We start from the raw sequence: 18,100 nt of genomic DNA on the forward strand, positions 1-18,100 counted from the left end.
GGGCAGGGTCTAAGTACGCAAACTCCTGTAGATCAAGCACCTGGTTCAGAAATGCCCATGGGGCAGGGTCTAAGTACGCAAACTCCTGTAGATCAAGCACCTGGTTCAGAAATGCCCATGGAGCAAGATCCAAATACGCAGTTTCCTGTGGAGTAGTTGTTAGAAATATCTACGGAGCTGATGCGGCATGTATCAGCTTCGTAGAAGAAATTTGTAGGATATAAAGCAGGAGATAAGTACAAGATATCAGTGGAATGAGTATCATTATTTTGAATATACTTTTAATTTAAAAGAGAAAGTCCGTGGGGTATTTAGTATAGCATTAAAATTATTTGTAATAATAATATGCAATTGAAATCAAAAATTTAGAGAATAATCAGAAAATTTAATGAAAACCGTTGCAATGACAGTTATAGGTGCTGGTTCTTTTGGTACTGCATTAGCGATAGCTCTTGCCCGTAATGGTCATAATGTTTTACTTTGGGGATATAGTCCTCAACATATCAAAGAATTACAGGAACAACGTTGTAATCAAGTATATTTACCCGATGTTCGATTTCCTGAAAATTTATTACTTGAAGCTTCCCTTGAAACTGCAATAACGGCAAGTCACAATATATTAATCGCTGTTCCAAGCCATGTATTTCATCAAGTTTTGTATAATATTCAGCCTTATTTAGATCAGCATTCACGCGTTATTTGGGCTACAAAAGGTTTAGAACATGGTACTGGACGTTTCTTACAAGAGGTTGCTCGTGAGATTTTAGGTGAAAAAATTCCTTTAGCTGTTTTTTCTGGACCAACTTTTGCGCAAGAACTAGCTATTGGTTGGCCTACTGCAATGACGATAGCAGCTTCTGATGTTGAGTTTGGTAAAGAATTGCAGCAACTTTTTCATTGTGACAAAACTTTTAGAGTTTATAAAAGTTCAGATATGATTGGTGTTCAATTAGGGGGGGCAGTCAAAAATGTTATTGCTATTGGTGCAGGAATATCAGATGGCATAGGTTTTGGGGCAAATGCACGAATAGCTCTTATCACACGAGGACTAGCTGAAATCAGTCGTTTAGGGGGGGCTATGGGTGCTGAGCTTTCCACATTTATGGGAATGACAGGCTTAGGTGATCTGGTTTTGACATGTACTGATAATCAGTCGCGTAATCGCCGTTTTGGAATACTTCTTGGTAAAGGAATAGATATAAAAGAAGCAGAAAAACAAATTGGTCAGGTTGTGGAAGGATACTTAAATACCAAGGAAGTATATACGTTGGCGCAGCGTATTGGGGTAGAAATGCCCATTGTAGAACAAATTTATCAAATTCTCTATTGTGGTAAAAATATAACTGAAGCAGCAAACACATTACTAAGCCGCGCCCTCAAGGACGAAATTCAATGATATCCTGTTTTTTAATAATTCCAATCGTAAAAAATAGAAACATGTTATGATAGACATATAAAATAGATTTTATTGATGGTTGTATAAGGCGGTCATATTCCAGAAAATTATAGATTCATATCATTCGATTCTTTATGAAACATGGCTGAAATATAAAAGTTTTGGCTTTTGTCTCAGAGCTATCTCTTTGAAGATAAATTATCGTTTCCACTTACACATGTTTATGTAATGTAATGAACAAGATATTTTTATTGTCTCTTAAATTCATCTCACAATGATATTTGCAAACAGAATAGTACAAGACTCATTAGGTAGAAGCATCTTATTTATGTAACGTATAAGCTAAGAATATCGGGGCAGGGATATTGTGAATCTCTGTTTTTGTAATTCTTTAAAACAAGAAGACAATCTAATTTGGGAAGAAGATGAAATTTTAAAGCTGAAAATCTGTTCCCATTTCTACAATCATTTTTAAATTCAGTTTTACGCTATCTAAAGCAATATCTTTTAAATAATGGAGATTATCTCACACCTTTATTTTTCTCATTTTCTAATGAAAGCATTTCTCTGACGTGTCAGGTAAAATAGAACGTCCAAAAAAACACGATTGCTGTTATATATTCACGTGCTTGTTTTAAAGAGACCTCTCTTAAAACTCCTAAGTCCAATTTGCGACGGTGACCGTGAATAGTGTAACCGATAAAGCTATTGTGCACATCCCCATCTTTATGTTTATGAAGGAGGAAGACGAGCATCATTACACCCCCAAATGTTGTGAGACAGCTCTTGGCACTTGAAGCTGTTCAGTAGAGATATTTAAGCCTTTTATTTTCTCACATGTCAATTCTGTTTTTTATATGCAAGAAATGATTTTTGGAATTATAACTTTGAAAGTCTAAGATTGAAAAAATGTTATTGTACTTGTTTGTGGCTGTCATTTAAACTGAAAAATAATGTGATTATAAAGATAAAAAATTGATTTATATAAATGATTCATTTTATTTTTGTATTGAGTTAATTAAAAATATATGTTTGCTTGTCACAAGCGGGTTAGTATGTGGATAAAAATTATTAAAGATACTTCTAATGAATCATCTCAAGTGTCAAGGGTTGTTTCAATATTAGAACATGGCAAGTAAAATGACGGTGTCGGTTTGTCATCTGTATAAACATTAAAATGGTGGTAAAAAAAGGATTTTATGTACTTCACAAGGATTTTTTATACGTTCTACAGGTACCATTGTGAAATGGAATGGCGTGCATTGAGAGATATCTTTAAAAAATGCATGAAGGAGCAACAGCTATAGTGTTTTTGGGTGTTCTATTTTACCTGACATATCAGAGAAACGCTTTCATTAAAAAATGAGAAAAATAAAGGTGTGAGGTAAAGAGTAATCTCCATTATTAAAAAAACATTGATGTAGATGCTTTTAAAATCGTAAAGTCTCATTAAAGAATAATAGTAAGATTAATGATTGATTTCTTTACGCCTTCATATTCATCCTAAATTAGATTGTATTTGCGTTTCAAGAATAAATCAAACGGTAGGAATATTTTTTTCAATTTGCTACACAAAAGCTGAAACTAAGGGTTTTAATAATTCTCTAATCTCTGTTTCAAACTGCGGTGGCATGAGGGTTGGATATTGATTTATAAGCAATGGCAAAAGCGTATGCTTTAGTAAGGTAAATAACGTCATAAAATACAAAATTTATCAACCATGGATTGAAGAAATATTCCGGCTTTTATAAAATATTTTGCGAAACAAGGCATCGTACATCTGATTTTGTATTGACTTATTCTTACAAACATTTGCACATATTCCTTACGTCATATTATTATAAGTCAATATACTATTATATAGCTGAGAAAGTACTCAATACCCGATTAAAGCACTATGTACATGATTGATTTTCTTTTTTAGTGCAATGAAATAAATTTTATTCTTCTTGGGAATCGTCACTTTTTTTCAGTTCTTCAAGTATTGGCATAGACATGATGTTATAGCCTGAATCAACATAATGGATTTCACCTGTAACACCTGATGATAAGTCAGAGAGTAGATAAAGAGCAGATTTTCCAATTTCATGAATATCTACGGTACGCCGTAATGGGGCATTACGGCGTTGATGTGAAAATATTGCCCGTGCAGCTGCAATACCATTACCTGCTAAAGTTCTAACAGGACCAGCGGAAATCGCATTGACACGAATATTTTGAGGACCAAAGTCCGCTGCTAAATAACGTACCATAGCTTCTAAAGCTGCTTTAGCAACACCCATGATGTTATAATTAGGCACAACTTGCTGTGAAGCACCATAGGTAAGAGTTAAAAGTGTTCCTCCATTGGGCATAAGCTTACCCGCGCGCTGGGCAATTTCAGTAAAGGAATAAGCTGAAATAACCATCGTGCGTTGAAAGTTTTCACGTGTTGTAACATCAACGTAACGCCCTTTTAGCTGAGTTTTATCTGAAAAACCAATGGCATGGACAATAAAATCAATTGTTTTCCATTCTTTTTCAAGTTGCTCAAAGACGTAATCAATATTTTCACTTTTTTCAACGTCACACTCTAGCACTAATTTGCAGCCAAGTTTATCTGCTAGGGGATGAACACGTTTTCCAAAAGCATTTCCTTGATAAGTCAACGCTAATTCCGCTCCTGCTTGTGCGAGCTGACAGGCAATGCCCCAAGCAATTGAATGGTCATTCGCAATTCCCATAATAAGGCCGCGTTTGCCCTCCATCAAACCTTTCATATTATTCTCCGTAAGACCGTACTTTTTTCAATTACTAAGAGCTTTTGTTTATACATAACGTTGGAAAACAAGCGTTGCATTGGTACCGCCAAAGCCAAAAGTATTCGACAATACGGTATTCAGTTGTTGATGATCACGTCGTTCACGAACGATTGGCATATCAGCAAAAGCTGGATCAAGTTCTTCAATATGGGCACTTTCACAAATAAAATTATGATTCATCATTAACAATGTATAGATTGCTTCGTGAACACCTGCTGCTCCCAAGGAATGTCCTGTTAGAGACTTGGTAGCGGAAATGGGGGGGCATTGATCACCTGCTCCAAAGACACGACGGATAGCTTCTATCTCAGGAGGATCACCAACAGGAGTTGCTGTCGCATGGGGATTGATATAATCAATTTTATTATCGACTGTTGCAAGGGCCATGCGCATGCATCGTTCTGCTCCCTCTCCTGATGGGGCAACCATATCATGTCCATCGGATGTCGCACCGTATCCAACGATTTCTCCGTAGATTTTTGCACCACGTGCTTTAGCAAGTTCTAAATCTTCAAGGACTAAAACGCCAGCACCTCCAGCAATGACAAAACCATCACGATTAACATCATAAGCACGTGAAGCTTTGTGAGGAATGTCATTATATCTGCTGGACATAGCGCCCATGGCATCGAATAAAACAGATAGTGTCCAATCCAAATCTTCGCAGCCACCGGCAAAGATGCGCTTCTGTTTACCATATTGTATCATTTCGTAAGCATTACCAATACAATGATTGGAGGTAGCACAAGCTGAAGAGATTGAATAATTGATCCCCTTTATTTTAAAGAAAGTTGCTAATGTTGCAGATGCTGTGGAACTCATCGCTTTAGGGACAACAAAAGGTCCAACACGTTTTGGACCTTTTTGGCGTGTAATGTCAGCAGCTTCTACGATTGAATGTGTTGAAGCACCTCCAGAACCCATAATAATACCCGTGTGTTCGTTCGATACTTCATGCGGTTCTAGACCCGCATCAGCAATTGCTTGATCCATGGCGATGTGATTCCATGCTGTTCCACGTCCATGAAAACGTAGAGCACGTCGATCTACGAGTTCTTCTATATTAATATCGGGCTTGCCATAAACTCTGCTACGAAAGCCTAATTCAGCATATTGAGGTGCGTAAGAAATTCCGGATTTTGCTTCACGTAAACTGGTTAAAACAGCTCCAGGGTTATTTCCAATTGCGGAGACAATTCCCATTCCGGTTACAACAACTCGACGCATTCATACCTCCTCGTTCCATACAGAATAGTGAAAAGTTCTTTCTGACGGAAATAACGTTCAATCTTCTTTGAATAAAGCAACGCGTAAATCGTTCGCTTTATAAATAGTCTCTCCATCTGCTTTTAGCCACCCATCAGCTATTCCTAAGACTAAATTTCCACGTCGAATACGCTTAAAATCTATTTCATATTCAAGAATTTTGGTTTGTGGAGTTACCATCCCTGATAACTTTACTTCACCTGTTGATATTGCTCTTCCTTTGCCTGGTTCGCCTAGCCAACCAAGAAAAAAACCTGTTAATTGCCACATACCATCCAGTCCGAGACATCCTGGCATGACGGGATCGCCTATAAAGTGACAATTAAAGAACCACATGTCTGGTGTAATGTCAAATTCGGCGCGAACCATTCCTTTATTGTATTTACCATCAGTTTCACTAATTTGAGTGATTCGATGAATCATTAACATTGGCGGTGCTGGCAATTGCGCATTACCTCTACCAAACATTTCGCCGCGAGCGCAGCTTAGAAGCTCTTCATAAGTGTAGCGAGACTTTTGTTCAGCCATTGTTACTCCATTTATTTGCATATATCTTTATTTCTGCGCTTTTCCCAACCTACTTTTAGAGCAAATTTTAAAGAGAGGGAAATGATTTTATATCATTTTTAATGACAAAAGCCTTTTTTTATGTATTCTACATAGGTAATTATTTAAAAATGGAATACAAGATTACACCATACTATTCCCATTTTTTTGTATTTTGATCTTATTTAGCAGGAATATATTTGGGTTTGTAATTATGTCAGTGAGTGCAGACAATTTAGATATGAATGAAGAGCAGCAGTTCACAAAAGAGTGTGGAAAAATTGTGCAATATTATTCCATTTCTATGTTAGAAAAACATTTGCGTCAAAATGGTCTGCGTCCAACACGTCAGCGGTTGGAGCTTGCACATATGATTTTTTCTCAAGGAAATCGTCATATTACTGCTGAAGAGCTCTATGAGGAAGCGGTGAGGGCAGGTGTACCTGTATCTTTAGCAACGGTTTATAATACGCTTCATCAATTTACGGAAGCGGGATTATTACGGATTATTGCCGTAGAAGGTTCAAAAACTTGGTTTGATACCAATACCTCTGATCACTACCATTTTTATATAGAAGGTGAAAATCGTATTCTTGATATTCCTTATAATTTGGAAGAAGCTCCCATTATTAGAAATTTGCCTAAGCCACCAGAAGGTATGGAAATTTCACATGTTGATTTAATCGTGCGATTGAAACCAAAAAATCAATCTTGTGATAGGCAGTGAGGATATTTAATGAGGAATAAAAATTAAACTTGTTGAGTTTGAGTATTCACCAACCTTTTACTTTTTCATCAGGATAGATTCCCCATAACTGGGGTTGCTGAAGCCATCCGCGCGTATTATTAATGTTTAGTTCGCACCATTGTCCATCACATTGGCGGATGTTACCAATGACGTTAGGTTCTACTTCCGCCACAAGTTCTGCGTTGTCGGTGGGGTTTTTTCGTAGCATCAGCCTTTTTGTTTTATCTTTTTGCCATGGAATAGTTATAGCAGTTCGCTTTCCCGATAAAAGCGATTGATACACCCATCCCTCATCGCCTTCTGCATCACGAATTTTGCGCCATTGATCATATTCTTGAATGATTTCAATAGGTAAGCCCTTCTTTTTGTAGGTGAAAATGATAGAATAGTTGCTTCCTGGTCCGACGCGTACATTAACGCTGGTGGGTTTAATCGAAGCAAATCGCGGAAGTGGTAAACCACTGGGCCCTAAATTTTGATTAAATGTTTGTGCATGCAACAAATGAGGTGAACCCAATACAATGACTGTTGCTATTAAGATACATGATATGAGTATTGAAACGCGAAACCAACGAGAATTTTGCACACCGAACTCCTTTATTTCGTCATATATTGGAAATTTAAAATCTGAAAGATAAGACTGGAAACTGATAAAAAGTATGACACATTGCTCGTTAAAGAGATCTAAACGATGAAAAAATTGCTACAAAAATATCAAAATAAGGAAAACAAAAGGTTTGTATTTCTTAGTGCTTATCTTGTTTATGAGGGGGTAGATATAAATAAACATTAGATTTTTATGTAGCTGTAAGCGTGATAAAACAGTAAAGTATATTGGAGCCATAGGCAGTTTTTGTACAGGAAATTAGGGCTAAAGTATTGCATCTCTTTTCTGAGTTTGTTTCTCAAAGTAAAAGTGCATGTATGCATACTATGAACAAAGAGCTGTTCAGAAAGGGATTATTGTGTGGCTTGAAAAGAAGTTTTGAATGAACAAAATAATACGATAAATAAAACATTTAAGCGTAAAAATATGAGCAACATTATAGAGTAGATTGATATATGAAGGGCTAATTTTAACAGGACACTTTTTCGTGATAATTCATTTATAAAATTTTCTACACTCTAATCTTATGCCATGATAATGCTTATCCGTATGGTAGATAAGCTGGCTCCATCGTTCTATTTACCAGCTTTCAATGTTATGCAGTTCCTATTATTTATAGTGTTTATAAGAAGCATTTTTGTTTTGTAATCAGACCTAGGATGATCGAAAGATGTAGAATATTTAATGACAAAAAAGAAATTCATCATGAAATTTGCACATAAGAAGCAGTTATTTAAGAGATATCCAGAAGGAGAAAATTATAGCAAAAAGTGATAATAAAACACCCCGCACTCAATTTACATAGGAAAAAGTCGCTTAAATATCTCAAGTGTAGTTTGTTATCTATTTTTAAAATATAAGAGTGAAATAAAAACCACCTCTATGATAGAAACCTTATTATTTTCAAATAACTAACATATTAGATAACATTGTACATAAAAACCTACACAAGCAATTCATCGCAATTGCCTATGAAGATAAAATTTTCTAGTAGCTTACTATCTATTGCTTATGCAATTATATAATATCATAAAGCACATTACTTTACCGCAACAGTCCGTCCGTTACTAACAAAACCTTCTCTTTGTGCACGCTTACGAGCAAGCTTACGTGTACGACGAATAGCCTCAGCTTTTTCACGAGCACGCTTCTCAGATGGCTTCTCATAATAACTACGCATTTTCATTTCACGGAAGATACCTTCACGCTGCATCTTTTTTTTCAACGCGCGGAGCGCTTGATCAACATTATTATCACGAACGAGTACTTGCACTATTTATCCTGCTTTTTTCAGTGTCACAAATAATAGGAAAACCTACGTCCTTTTAAAGGCATATCCAAAAGGACAGAAACTTATATCATATAAATAAGACATTTGTCTATATCGCTTTTAAAAATTCTATTTTTTTTGTAATAAAATGCTTTTTAGAATGAATGATAGATTTCATGATTATAAACTTATGAAAGTCCTTGTATTTGATCATTTTCGTCAAGATGAATTTTTTCCGCCGTGGGATAATGGGGTAGTCCCGGCATGGTCATAACATCTCCACAAATGACAACAATAAAGCCGGCTCCCGCACAGAGACGAACTTCTCGTATGGGAATTTCAAAATCAACAGGAGCTCCGTATTGCTTGGGATCAGAAGAAAAAGAATAAGGTGTTTTGGCCATACAAATAGGGTAGACGCCAAAACCTTCTTTTTCCCAAGTTTCAAGTTGTTTGAGAATAGGGGCTGAGATGATGGCGCCACGTCCACCGTATAGCTTTGTTATAATACAATTAATTTTTCGAACGAGTGGAATATCATCTTGATAGAGAACTTTAAAATCAGAATCGTGCTTTTCAATCAAGGTAACGAGTTCTTGTGCAAGTTCTATAGCGCCTTTTCCACCTTGTTCCCAATGCTTACAGATAATAGCTTTGTGTCCAGTTGTTGCAACTATTTTTTGTAATGTTTTTATTTCAGCATCGCTATCGCTGTCAAAATGATTGATAGCCACAACACAAGGAATACCGTAGTGCTTCATATTTTTTATGTGTCGTAAAAGATTGGCAGCTCCTTTTTCTAAAGCGGTGATATTTTCTTCTGTCAGGTTATTTTTATCCAGACCACCATTCATTTTTAATGCACGAATAGTTGCGACGATCACTGTAGCATTTGGTACAATACCTGCTTGCCTACATTTGATATTGAAGAACTTTTCTGCTCCAAGATCTGCTCCAAACCCAGCTTCTGTGACAACATAATCAGCAAGTTTTAAAGCAGTTTTTGTTGCTATAACTGAATTGCAACCATGAGCAATGTTGGCAAAAGGTCCTCCATGAACGAGAACAGGATTATTTTCAATTGTCTGTACGAGATTGGGTTGTATAGCATCTTTGAGAAGAACTGCCATTGCACCTTCCGCATTGAGATCAGCAACGGTGATGGGCGTTTTATCATAACGATAAGCAACAATAATTTTTTTGAGTCTTTGTGTAAGGTTTTCTAAATTTTCAGAGAGACAAAGAAGCGCCATAATTTCTGATGCAACAGTAATATCAAAACCTGTTTGACGTGGAAAACCATTTGTTATGCCCCCCAATGAAATGACAATATCGCGCAATACACGGTCATTCATATCAAGAACGCGTTTCCAAACAATGCGACGTGGATCAATGTTTAAAGTATTTCCCCAATAAAGATGATTATCTATCATTGCGGCAAGAAGATTATGAGCAGCTGTAATAGCATGAAAATCACCGGTAAAATGTAAATTAAGGTCATCCATTGGAATGACTTGCGCATAACCACCACCAGCAGCACCACCTTTTACACCAAAACAGGGACCTAAAGATGGTTCTCTCAAGGTAGCTATTGTTTTTTTACCAATAAGATTAAGAGCATCACTTAGTCCAACTGTTGTTGTTGTTTTGCCTTCTCCGGCAGGTGTGGGATTGATAGCTGTGACAAGGATAAGTTTACCATCTGGATTTTTATTAAGCGATTTTATGTATTCAGAAGAAATTTTAGCTTTATCATGACCATAGGGAATGAGATTTTCATGTGAGATACCAATTTTTTGTGCAATTTCAATAATATGTTGCTTTTTAGCAGTGCGAGCAATTTCAATATCAGTTTTAGGCATGGAAAAATTCTTTAAATTCAGCTTTTATTAATGTTTGAGATCTGTATTCCATGGATTAATTAGAAAAATTCATAGAGAACAGAAAAATATTAAGATATCATAGAAATCGATGATATGCCATGCAAGAGATAATGCTAAAGAAGCACAAGAAGAGTTTTATTGTTTTTTAGGAAAAAGAATCTTTTTGCTTTTAAGCAGTAAAAATACGTTTAATTCAATTAAAAATATTGCGAAAAGAAGCTTTGGTTTGCAACAAATGCTGATGACATTAATGGATACCATAAGTGTTTCATAGTAGTACGTTTGAGAAGTAGTTTATTTATTCTTTCCAACAACACACTGAAAAAGTTTCACATGGTGGTAAACCGGAATTTATGGCGGCACATCTGAAGTCCCTCTTAAGATGGGACTGCTAGGAATAAAATATCCAGAAACATCCAGTTATGGAACAATTAGAAATAAGCACGTAAAAAATTACCTAACTGAGTAGAGAGTATAATCCGGAAGAGACCAAAAACAAGCGCATAGATTGATAAAAGAAAACAACAACATACGCTACTCATGCAATCGCTACGATTATAAGCTAATAAAAGCACCTTAGAGCTGAATTGAAGGACTCATAACATCTTATTCTAGCAAATGGCTAAAGAAACGACTCACAACAGAATGAAATAACAAAATACAAAGATAGGTAAAAATAAATCACAAAATAAAGAATTTAAAAAGTCTGACTTTATAAGAAGATATTGATAGATGGCGCACCCGAAGAGATTCGAACTCCTGACCCCCAGATTCGTAGTCTGGTGCTCTATCCAGCTGAGCTACGGGTGCATACATTTCAATTTTTTACATTGTCTAAGACAAAGGGTTCCTAATCGTTTCATTAAAGAAATGCAAGTGAAACTTGAGTCGTCATAAAAAAAATCTCTCTTTTTTTATGATATATTTTAAAAAAGGATATAATATATTATGGCTTCAGTTGGTTTTGATATGAACATTTTTTTGTCATGACCATACAAAGCAATATGAACGATAGTTAACTTGACGTTTTAATCTATGAAAGATAGTCAAGCAGAGATGAGATGTGTTTTTTGCGGTGGGGGTAAGATATATACACCCGCTGTTGGGTTTTTGTGTAAAACGCCGATATTACTGTTGAAAACTATTTCAGATGAACATGACACAGCAAGGGCGGATGTATGGCGTTATTAAAAAAGAGCTTTCCATTAGTGTTTTTAATCGTTGTTTTAACGGTTACTTATTGGGCTGGAAAAAAGAGTGCAGACCAACCCATTTCTATGGTGGATAAAACAAGAGTATCGGATAAAGCTTCAAATGAAAAAATGGGAAGGCCACCGGTAAATGTTGTCGTTGATCTTGTAAAAGTTCAAGATCTTTATGAACAACTTAACGTTCTTGGGAGTGGAAAAGCTCTTGCAGAAGTCGAGCTTACCCCTTTATCCTCAGGTGTTATTGATAAGCTTTTTGTATCAGCGGGTACAAAAGTACAAGCTGATGATGTGATTGCAAAGCTTGATTCTAAAAAAGAAGAAATAGCGGCTGCAAAAGCAAAAGTGCAACGTGATAACAATGCGTTGACGCTTTCGCGTATTCTTAAATTACGCGCCAGCAATACAGCAACGGAAGTTCAAGAAATTATGGCACGCTTAGAGTTGGATAACGCAAATTTAGTTCTGCGTAATGCTGAATTAGATCTCGATCGGCGAACAATTCGAGCACCGATTCCTGGAGTTGTTGGTATTTTGCCCGTTGATGCGGGGAATAACGTGACCCTTAATACTGTAATAGGCCGTATTGAGAATAGAGAACGTATTTTGGTCGATATATGGGCCCCTGAACGATATGTGTCGCGCATCCATAAAGGAGATGAGGTAACGGCAACGTTAATCGCGCAGCCAGATAGATCTTTTGTTGGTCATATTTATGCGATTGATAATATCGTTGATCCAGAAAGTCGCACACTTCATGTTCAGGTTGAAATCAATAATGAAAAAGATACGCTCATGTCTGGTATGTCCTTTTCTGTTTCCTTGCAGTTTCATGGTGGTTCTTTTCCTGTCGTTAATCCTCTTGCAGTTCAATGGAATAGTAAAGGGTCATTCGTTTGGCGTGTGAGAGAAGGAAAAGTAGAGTCTATTCCCGTAACAATTATTCAGCATAAAGCCGATCATGTTTTCGTGAAAGCTCCCCTAGAAAATGGTGATCAAGTTGTCATTCAAGGGGTGCAAATGCTTTATCCAGGAAGTAAAGTAACTATTGATGATCCAAAGTCTCATCAACAGCAATTATCAGTAGGTTATGGAACGGATATACAATGAGCCAAGAATTGAGCACAAAACAGCCTACGTCAAAGGTGGAGCAAGGTGGTCTCATTACCTTATTTATTCGCAGACCGGTTTTTACTCTTGTTTTGAATGCTATGATCATCATTGCAGGATTTGCAGCATGGTTAAATGTTGATGTAAGAGAATTACCCGATGTTGATACTCCTGTAACAACGATTGTGACGATGTTTTCTGGTGCATCGGCAGAAACAATTGATCGTGAAGTTACAAAAGTTATAGAAGATGCTGTTTCTCGTGTTTCAGGTGTTAAGACGATTTCTTCAACGTCTTCTTTTGGACGCTCCCGTGTGAAGATTAACTTTAATGTCGGTGTTGATTTGAATGTTGCAGCATCTGATATTCGTGATGCTCTCTCTCGTGTTACCTATTCTTTACCGAAAGATGCGGATTCGCCTTTGATTATTAAAGCAGATTCGAATGCTGCTGCCATGATGTATTTGGTTGTGACGTCACCAACAATGAGTGTTGATGATTTAACCACGATTGTAAACGATCAGATTGTTGATGCTATTTCTGCTGTTGATGGTGTTGGTGATGTACAGGTCGATAGTGCTCGCACAAAGATTTTTCAGATTGATATAGATCAAGCAAAACTTGCAAGTTATGGATTAACTGTAGCAGATATTTCACGTGTTCTTGCTGATATGACAACAGATGTGCCAGTAGGGTCATTACGCAATTCTAAGCAAACTTTAGTTGTACGTGCTACTGCACGTTTAACAACACCAGAATCTTTTGAACAAGTTGTTTTAAAGCCTCATGTGCATCTTGGTGATGTTGCGCATGTTACTTTATCGCCGGATATAGAAACAGTTATTCTTCGTATCAATGGAAAGACAGGTATTGGATTAGGTATCGTGCGTAAAGCACAATCCAACACTCTTAATATTTCTGAAGGTGTGAGAGCCGTTGTTGATAATCTCAAAAGTATTGTTCCTTCTTCTGTAAATATAGACGTTATTAATGACGATGCAATTTTTATTAAAAGCGCTCTTCATGAGGTTGAAGTTGCGTTGGTCATTGCTATTTTGAGCGTTATCTTGGTCATTTTTCTTTTTCTCAGAGACATTCGTGTAACGCTGATACCTGCTTTATCTCTTCCTGTCGCTTTGATTGGTACCATTGCGGCTATTTATCTTGTAGGGTTTTCATTGAATATTCTCACATTTTTAGGACTTGTTTTAGCAACAGGGCTTGTTGTGGATGATGCCATTGTTGTTCTTGAGAATATTGTTCGGTGGCGCAATATGGGATTAGGTTCCAGAGCAGCAGCGGTGATAGGAACACGTGAAGTGTTTTTTGCTGTTTTAGCAACAACATTGACATTAGTGGCTGTGTTTGTTCCTATTTCCTTTCTTCCTGGGCAAGTTGGAGGTCTTTTTAGAGAATTTGGTTTTGTTTTGGCAATTTCTATTTTGCTTTCTTCAGTTGTTGCCTTAACGCTTTGTCCAATGTTGGCTTCGCGTTTTCTCAAAGAACATATTGAGGAAAAAGAGGAAAAGTCCCATCATTTTGCTTTTTTATATAAATTAGGTACTTTTTTTCATAAGGCATATACTTACAGTTTGCATAAGTGTTTAGAAAAGCCTTGGGCTGTTGTTTTTGCTTCACTTATTTTTGCGGGTCTTTGTGTTGGAGGCTATACGAAGCTACAACAGGAATTAACGCCAGCAGAAGACAGAGCTGTGATCTTTTTGGTTATTAATGGACCACAAGGTATTTCAACACAATATTTGAACGAGCAAATAGAGCAAATTGAAGCAAGTCTACAGCCATTACGTGATGCAGGGGAGATTGCTAACAGTTACTCTATTGCGGGTGCTGGCGGTTCACCCAATACTGCTTTTTTGATTTTATTGCTTTCATCTTGGGATAAACGTTTACGGAGTCAGCAAGAAATCGTGAAAGATATTAATGCAAAGGTTAAACAGTTTCCCGCAGTTTTTGTGTTTGCTGCGCAGGGAAATTCTCTAGGTGTGAGCGGAACTGGGCAAGGGTTGCAATTTGCAATTCTTGGCAATGATTATGCAATATTACAACCCATTGCTGATAAGCTGGTAAGTGCTTTACAAGATGATCCGCGTTTTATTCGCCCACGCCTTACTGTTGATGCAACACAACCGCAATTTTTTATTGAAATCAATCGAAAAAAAGCCTCCGATTTAGGGATTGATATCACCAATTTGGGCGATACATTACAAACAATGTTGGATGGTAAAAAGATTGGTTCCATTAACGTGGATGATCATTCTTACGATGTTAAATTGATATCGCGTACAAATTCTATGAAGAGTCCTAGCGATTTAGAAAATATTTTTTTAAAAACCAAAGACAATCGATATGTTCCTTTATCGGTTATTGCGCGTTTACATGAAAAAGCTATTGCTCCTCAATTAAAACGGGAAAAACGCATGAGTGCTGTTATTTTAAGCGCAAATCTTACTCCAGATATCGCTTTAGGGGAAGCTTACCAAACTGTACAGAAAATTGCTTCTCCTTTGTTATCAAAAGGAACCTATTTGGTTCCCTTAGGGGAAGCCGAAACGCTTAATGAAACATCTTCCAATTTTATGATTGTTTTTGGCATTGCCTTTTTGATTATTTTATTGATTTTGGCTGCTCAGTTTGAAAGCTTTATTTCAGGATTCATTATCATGGCCACTGTCCCATTAGGGATTGGTTGTGCTGTAATTGCTATGCTATTAAGTGGTGTGAGTCTTAATATTTACAGCCAAATTGGATTAATTTTGTTAATTGGTGTTATGGCAAAAAATGGTATTCTCATTGTTGAATTTGCAGATCAATTACGTGATCAGGGAAGAAGCGTGCGTGAAGCCGTAGAAGAAGCAGCAAACATTCGCCTTCGTCCAGTTTGTATGACAATGATTTGTGCCATTTTAGGAGGTATTCCTTTGGTTTTGGCCAAAGGTGCTGGCGCAGAAGCTCGTATAGCCTTAGGTTGGGTTATCGTTGGTGGCTTAGGTTTAGCAACTATTTTTACGCTTTATGTCACACCGGTTGTTTATCTTTTTTTAGGGCGTTTTATAAGACCAAAAGCAGAAGAAGATTTACGTTTAACAAAAGAACTCAATCAAGTTAAATGATGTATATGATAGAAAAGATTTGAAAGTTTATTCTTGTAAAAATATCATTTTCGGATCTTATCCTTTTATTTTGTATATTCCTTCATTTTTATGTGAGCAGTGAAAATAGCGAGCAATAAAGGAGGTGTTTTCTGCTTTGTTATTATTTGGGCATAGATTTCATTATCAATAACCGTATAGGATAAGCTTATGGGAGATAGCTTTTCGATTCGAAATGAAATGGCTTTTGAAGCCACATTAAAAGCTTTAAGAAACCATGCCGCAAAGGATGGGGTCTATGATATTCGTCGGCATTTTGTAGAAGATGAACAGCGTTTTTCCCATTTTTCCCTCAGACTTGATGATCTTCTTTTCGATTTTTCAAAATGTGGTGTGACATTTAAAACATTGCAACTTCTAGATGATTTAGCGGTCGCAGCAGATGTGTTAGGCCGGCGTGATGCAATGTTTTCTGGTAAGGCGATTAATACAACTGAAAAACGCTCAGTTCTTCATATTGCATTACGTTTACCTGCTGATGAAATTTTCATGTTGGATGGTCATAATCTTATTCGCGATATTCAAGACGTCCTTGAAGATATGGAAAGATTTTCTGAAAAGGTGCGTGATGGAAGCTATAAGGGAAGCAGTGGCGAGAGAATAAGTGATATTGTCAATATTGGTATTGGTGGTTCTGATCTTGGTCCTGCAATGGTCACATATGCTTTAAAACCTTATCATGATGGTCCACAGTGTCATTTTGTTTCGAATGCTGACAGTGCCCATATTTCTGATACTCTCTCTATTTTGAATCCAGCAACAACGCTGTTTGTCATTGCTTCTAAAACTTTTACAACGGCTGAAACAATGGTCAATGCTCAAGTTGCACGTCAGTGGATTTGTTCACATTTAGGAGAAGAAGCCGTTTGTACGCATTTTGTTGCTGTTTCAAGTGCGCTTGATAAAGTGGCAGAATTTGGCATAGATTCCACAAGAGTTTTTAAATTTTGGAATTGGGTTGGAGGACGTTATTCAATTTGGTCAGCCATTGGACTTGTTGTTATGTTTGCAATAGGTGGTGGAAATTTTCGCCAATTTCTCAATGGTGCTTTGCAAATGGATCAACATTTTAAAACTATGCCTTTGCATAAAAATATTCCTATTCGTTTTGCTCTTTTAGGATTCTGGCATCGTGTTATTTGTGGTTATTCATCACGTTCGATCATTCCTTATGCACAGCGTTTAATACATTTTCCAGCTTATTTACAACAGCTTGATATGGAATCAAATGGTAAACAAGTCTCGCTGGATGGAAAACCATTAAGTTTTTCAAGTGGTCCAATTGTTTGGGGGGATTCAGGAACAAATAGTCAACATGCTTTTTTTCAGCTTCTGCATCAAGGAACAGATATTATTCCTGTAGAATTTATTTTATTTATAAAAGGGCATGAGAAAAAATTACATTCTATGTATGAGATGTTGCTAGCAAACGGTTTAGCACAATCAAAAGCCTTGATGAAGGGGCGTAGTCTTGAAGATGCTCGGCATATCTTGATAAAAAATGGAGTTGATGAGGGTGAAGCAGACCATTTAGCACGTCATAGAAGTTTTAAAGGAAACCGTCCCAGCATTACGCTGGTTCAAGATTCATTAACACCTTTTGCACTCGGTCGTCTTATTGCGCTTTATGAACATCGCACTTTTGTTGAAGGGATTTTAATGAATATTAATTCATTTGATCAATGGGGTGTTGAACTTGGTAAAGAATTAGCAAACGAGTTACTACCAATTCTTCGTGGAGAAAGTAAAGCGGATAATCGTGATAGTTCAACATTAGGGTTGCTAGCACATATTCAAGCAAGACGTGCAAAATAATATAATTTTACAGTAGGTTTTGTACTAACTAAGCAAAAGTAGAATGAGAGAGAAATATGAGATAATTCTTTAATTTTACTATGCCTGCTCTTATTATCTGGATTAGATTTATGTAACAGAAAATCAAAAAAGTGCAAAAATTGTAAAAATGAGAATTTATTCGCAAAAACGATAAAGACCTTTGAGAGGTCTTTGAAGACCCTTTGAGCTCCCCCTTAAAATCCTTCGAAAAAAATAAATTGGTACAAAACCTAGTGGCAAAATATACAAAACCCGCTGG

General features: G+C 36.7%; 11 protein-coding genes and 1 tRNA gene. 5 read left to right on the top strand and 7 right to left on the bottom strand.

The features are described 5' to 3' along the window. The first annotated feature begins 388 nt into the window (after window positions 1-388). Window positions 389-1,396 carry an NAD(P)H-dependent glycerol-3-phosphate dehydrogenase gene (gene gpsA, locus ACFINR_RS02365; protein ID WP_375652409.1) on the top strand — a complete coding sequence of 336 codons (1,008 nt, stop codon included), beginning with the start codon at window positions 389-391 and terminating at the stop codon, window positions 1,394-1,396. A gap of 1,940 nt (window positions 1,397-3,336) precedes the next feature. On the opposite strand, the gene fabI is transcribed toward gpsA, so the two are convergent. The 3 genes from fabI to fabA are packed head-to-tail and all read right to left on the bottom strand — an operon-like array spanning window position 3,337 to window position 5,991. Continuing rightward, complete coding sequence (gene fabI, locus ACFINR_RS02370) at window positions 3,337-4,155, bottom strand: enoyl-ACP reductase FabI (RefSeq protein ID WP_375610038.1); 819 nt, start codon at window positions 4,153-4,155, stop codon at window positions 3,337-3,339. Between the two features lie 48 nt (window positions 4,156-4,203). After that, complete coding sequence (fabB, locus tag ACFINR_RS02375; RefSeq protein ID WP_375628420.1) at window positions 4,204-5,424, bottom strand: beta-ketoacyl-ACP synthase I; 1,221 nt, start codon at window positions 5,422-5,424, stop codon at window positions 4,204-4,206. Between the two features lie 57 nt (window positions 5,425-5,481). Beyond that, a complete protein-coding gene (fabA, locus tag ACFINR_RS02380; protein ID WP_375612836.1) occupies window positions 5,482-5,991 on the bottom strand; it encodes a 3-hydroxyacyl-[acyl-carrier-protein] dehydratase FabA in 510 nt (169 codons plus the stop codon). 232 nt (window positions 5,992-6,223) lie between these two features. Here fabA and irrA point away from each other — a divergent pair, with 232 nt between their 5' ends. Beyond that, window positions 6,224-6,736, top strand: a complete 513-nt coding sequence (irrA, locus tag ACFINR_RS02385; protein ID WP_375612837.1) for an iron response transcriptional regulator IrrA — start codon at window positions 6,224-6,226, stop codon at window positions 6,734-6,736. Window positions 6,737-6,782: 46 nt separating this feature from the next. Here the strand turns inward: irrA and ACFINR_RS02390 are convergent, their stop codons facing one another. From ACFINR_RS02390 to ACFINR_RS02405, 4 genes are all read right to left on the bottom strand, one after another. Beyond that, complete coding sequence (locus ACFINR_RS02390) at window positions 6,783-7,343, bottom strand: SH3 domain-containing protein (protein WP_375652410.1); 561 nt, start codon at window positions 7,341-7,343, stop codon at window positions 6,783-6,785. 1,060 nt (window positions 7,344-8,403) lie between these two features. Continuing rightward, the gene (gene rpsU, locus ACFINR_RS02395) at window positions 8,404-8,637 is read right to left on the bottom strand and encodes a 30S ribosomal protein S21 (RefSeq protein WP_012754552.1); all 234 of its coding nucleotides are present in this window, start codon (window positions 8,635-8,637) and stop codon (window positions 8,404-8,406) included. 185 nt (window positions 8,638-8,822) lie between these two features. After that, window positions 8,823-10,496 carry a formate--tetrahydrofolate ligase gene (locus ACFINR_RS02400; protein ID WP_375652411.1) on the bottom strand — a complete coding sequence of 558 codons (1,674 nt, stop codon included), beginning with the start codon at window positions 10,494-10,496 and terminating at the stop codon, window positions 8,823-8,825. A 754-nt stretch (window positions 10,497-11,250) separates the two neighbouring features. Then, window positions 11,251-11,327: transfer RNA gene (locus ACFINR_RS02405), tRNA-Arg, on the bottom strand. A gap of 368 nt (window positions 11,328-11,695) precedes the next feature. On the opposite strand from ACFINR_RS02405, the gene ACFINR_RS02410 reads away from it, so the two are divergent. From ACFINR_RS02410 to pgi, 3 genes are all read left to right on the top strand, one after another. Beyond that, the gene (locus ACFINR_RS02410) at window positions 11,696-12,835 is read left to right on the top strand and encodes an efflux RND transporter periplasmic adaptor subunit (protein WP_375612839.1); all 1,140 of its coding nucleotides are present in this window, start codon (window positions 11,696-11,698) and stop codon (window positions 12,833-12,835) included. Further along, entirely contained in the window at window positions 12,832-15,966 is a 3,135-nt protein-coding gene (locus ACFINR_RS02415; RefSeq protein WP_375652412.1) for an efflux RND transporter permease subunit, read from the top strand. The genes ACFINR_RS02410 and ACFINR_RS02415 overlap by 4 nt, the downstream gene beginning before the upstream one ends. Window positions 15,967-16,155: 189 nt before the next feature. Next, complete coding sequence (pgi, locus tag ACFINR_RS02420; RefSeq protein WP_375612841.1) at window positions 16,156-17,820, top strand: glucose-6-phosphate isomerase; 1,665 nt, start codon at window positions 16,156-16,158, stop codon at window positions 17,818-17,820. Window positions 17,821-18,100 lie beyond the last annotated feature (280 nt).

Origin of the sequence: Bartonella sp. AP19HLJMH, assembly GCF_042196245.1 — a bacterium.
In the GTDB taxonomy this organism is placed as follows: Bacteria; Pseudomonadota; Alphaproteobacteria; order Rhizobiales; family Rhizobiaceae; genus Bartonella.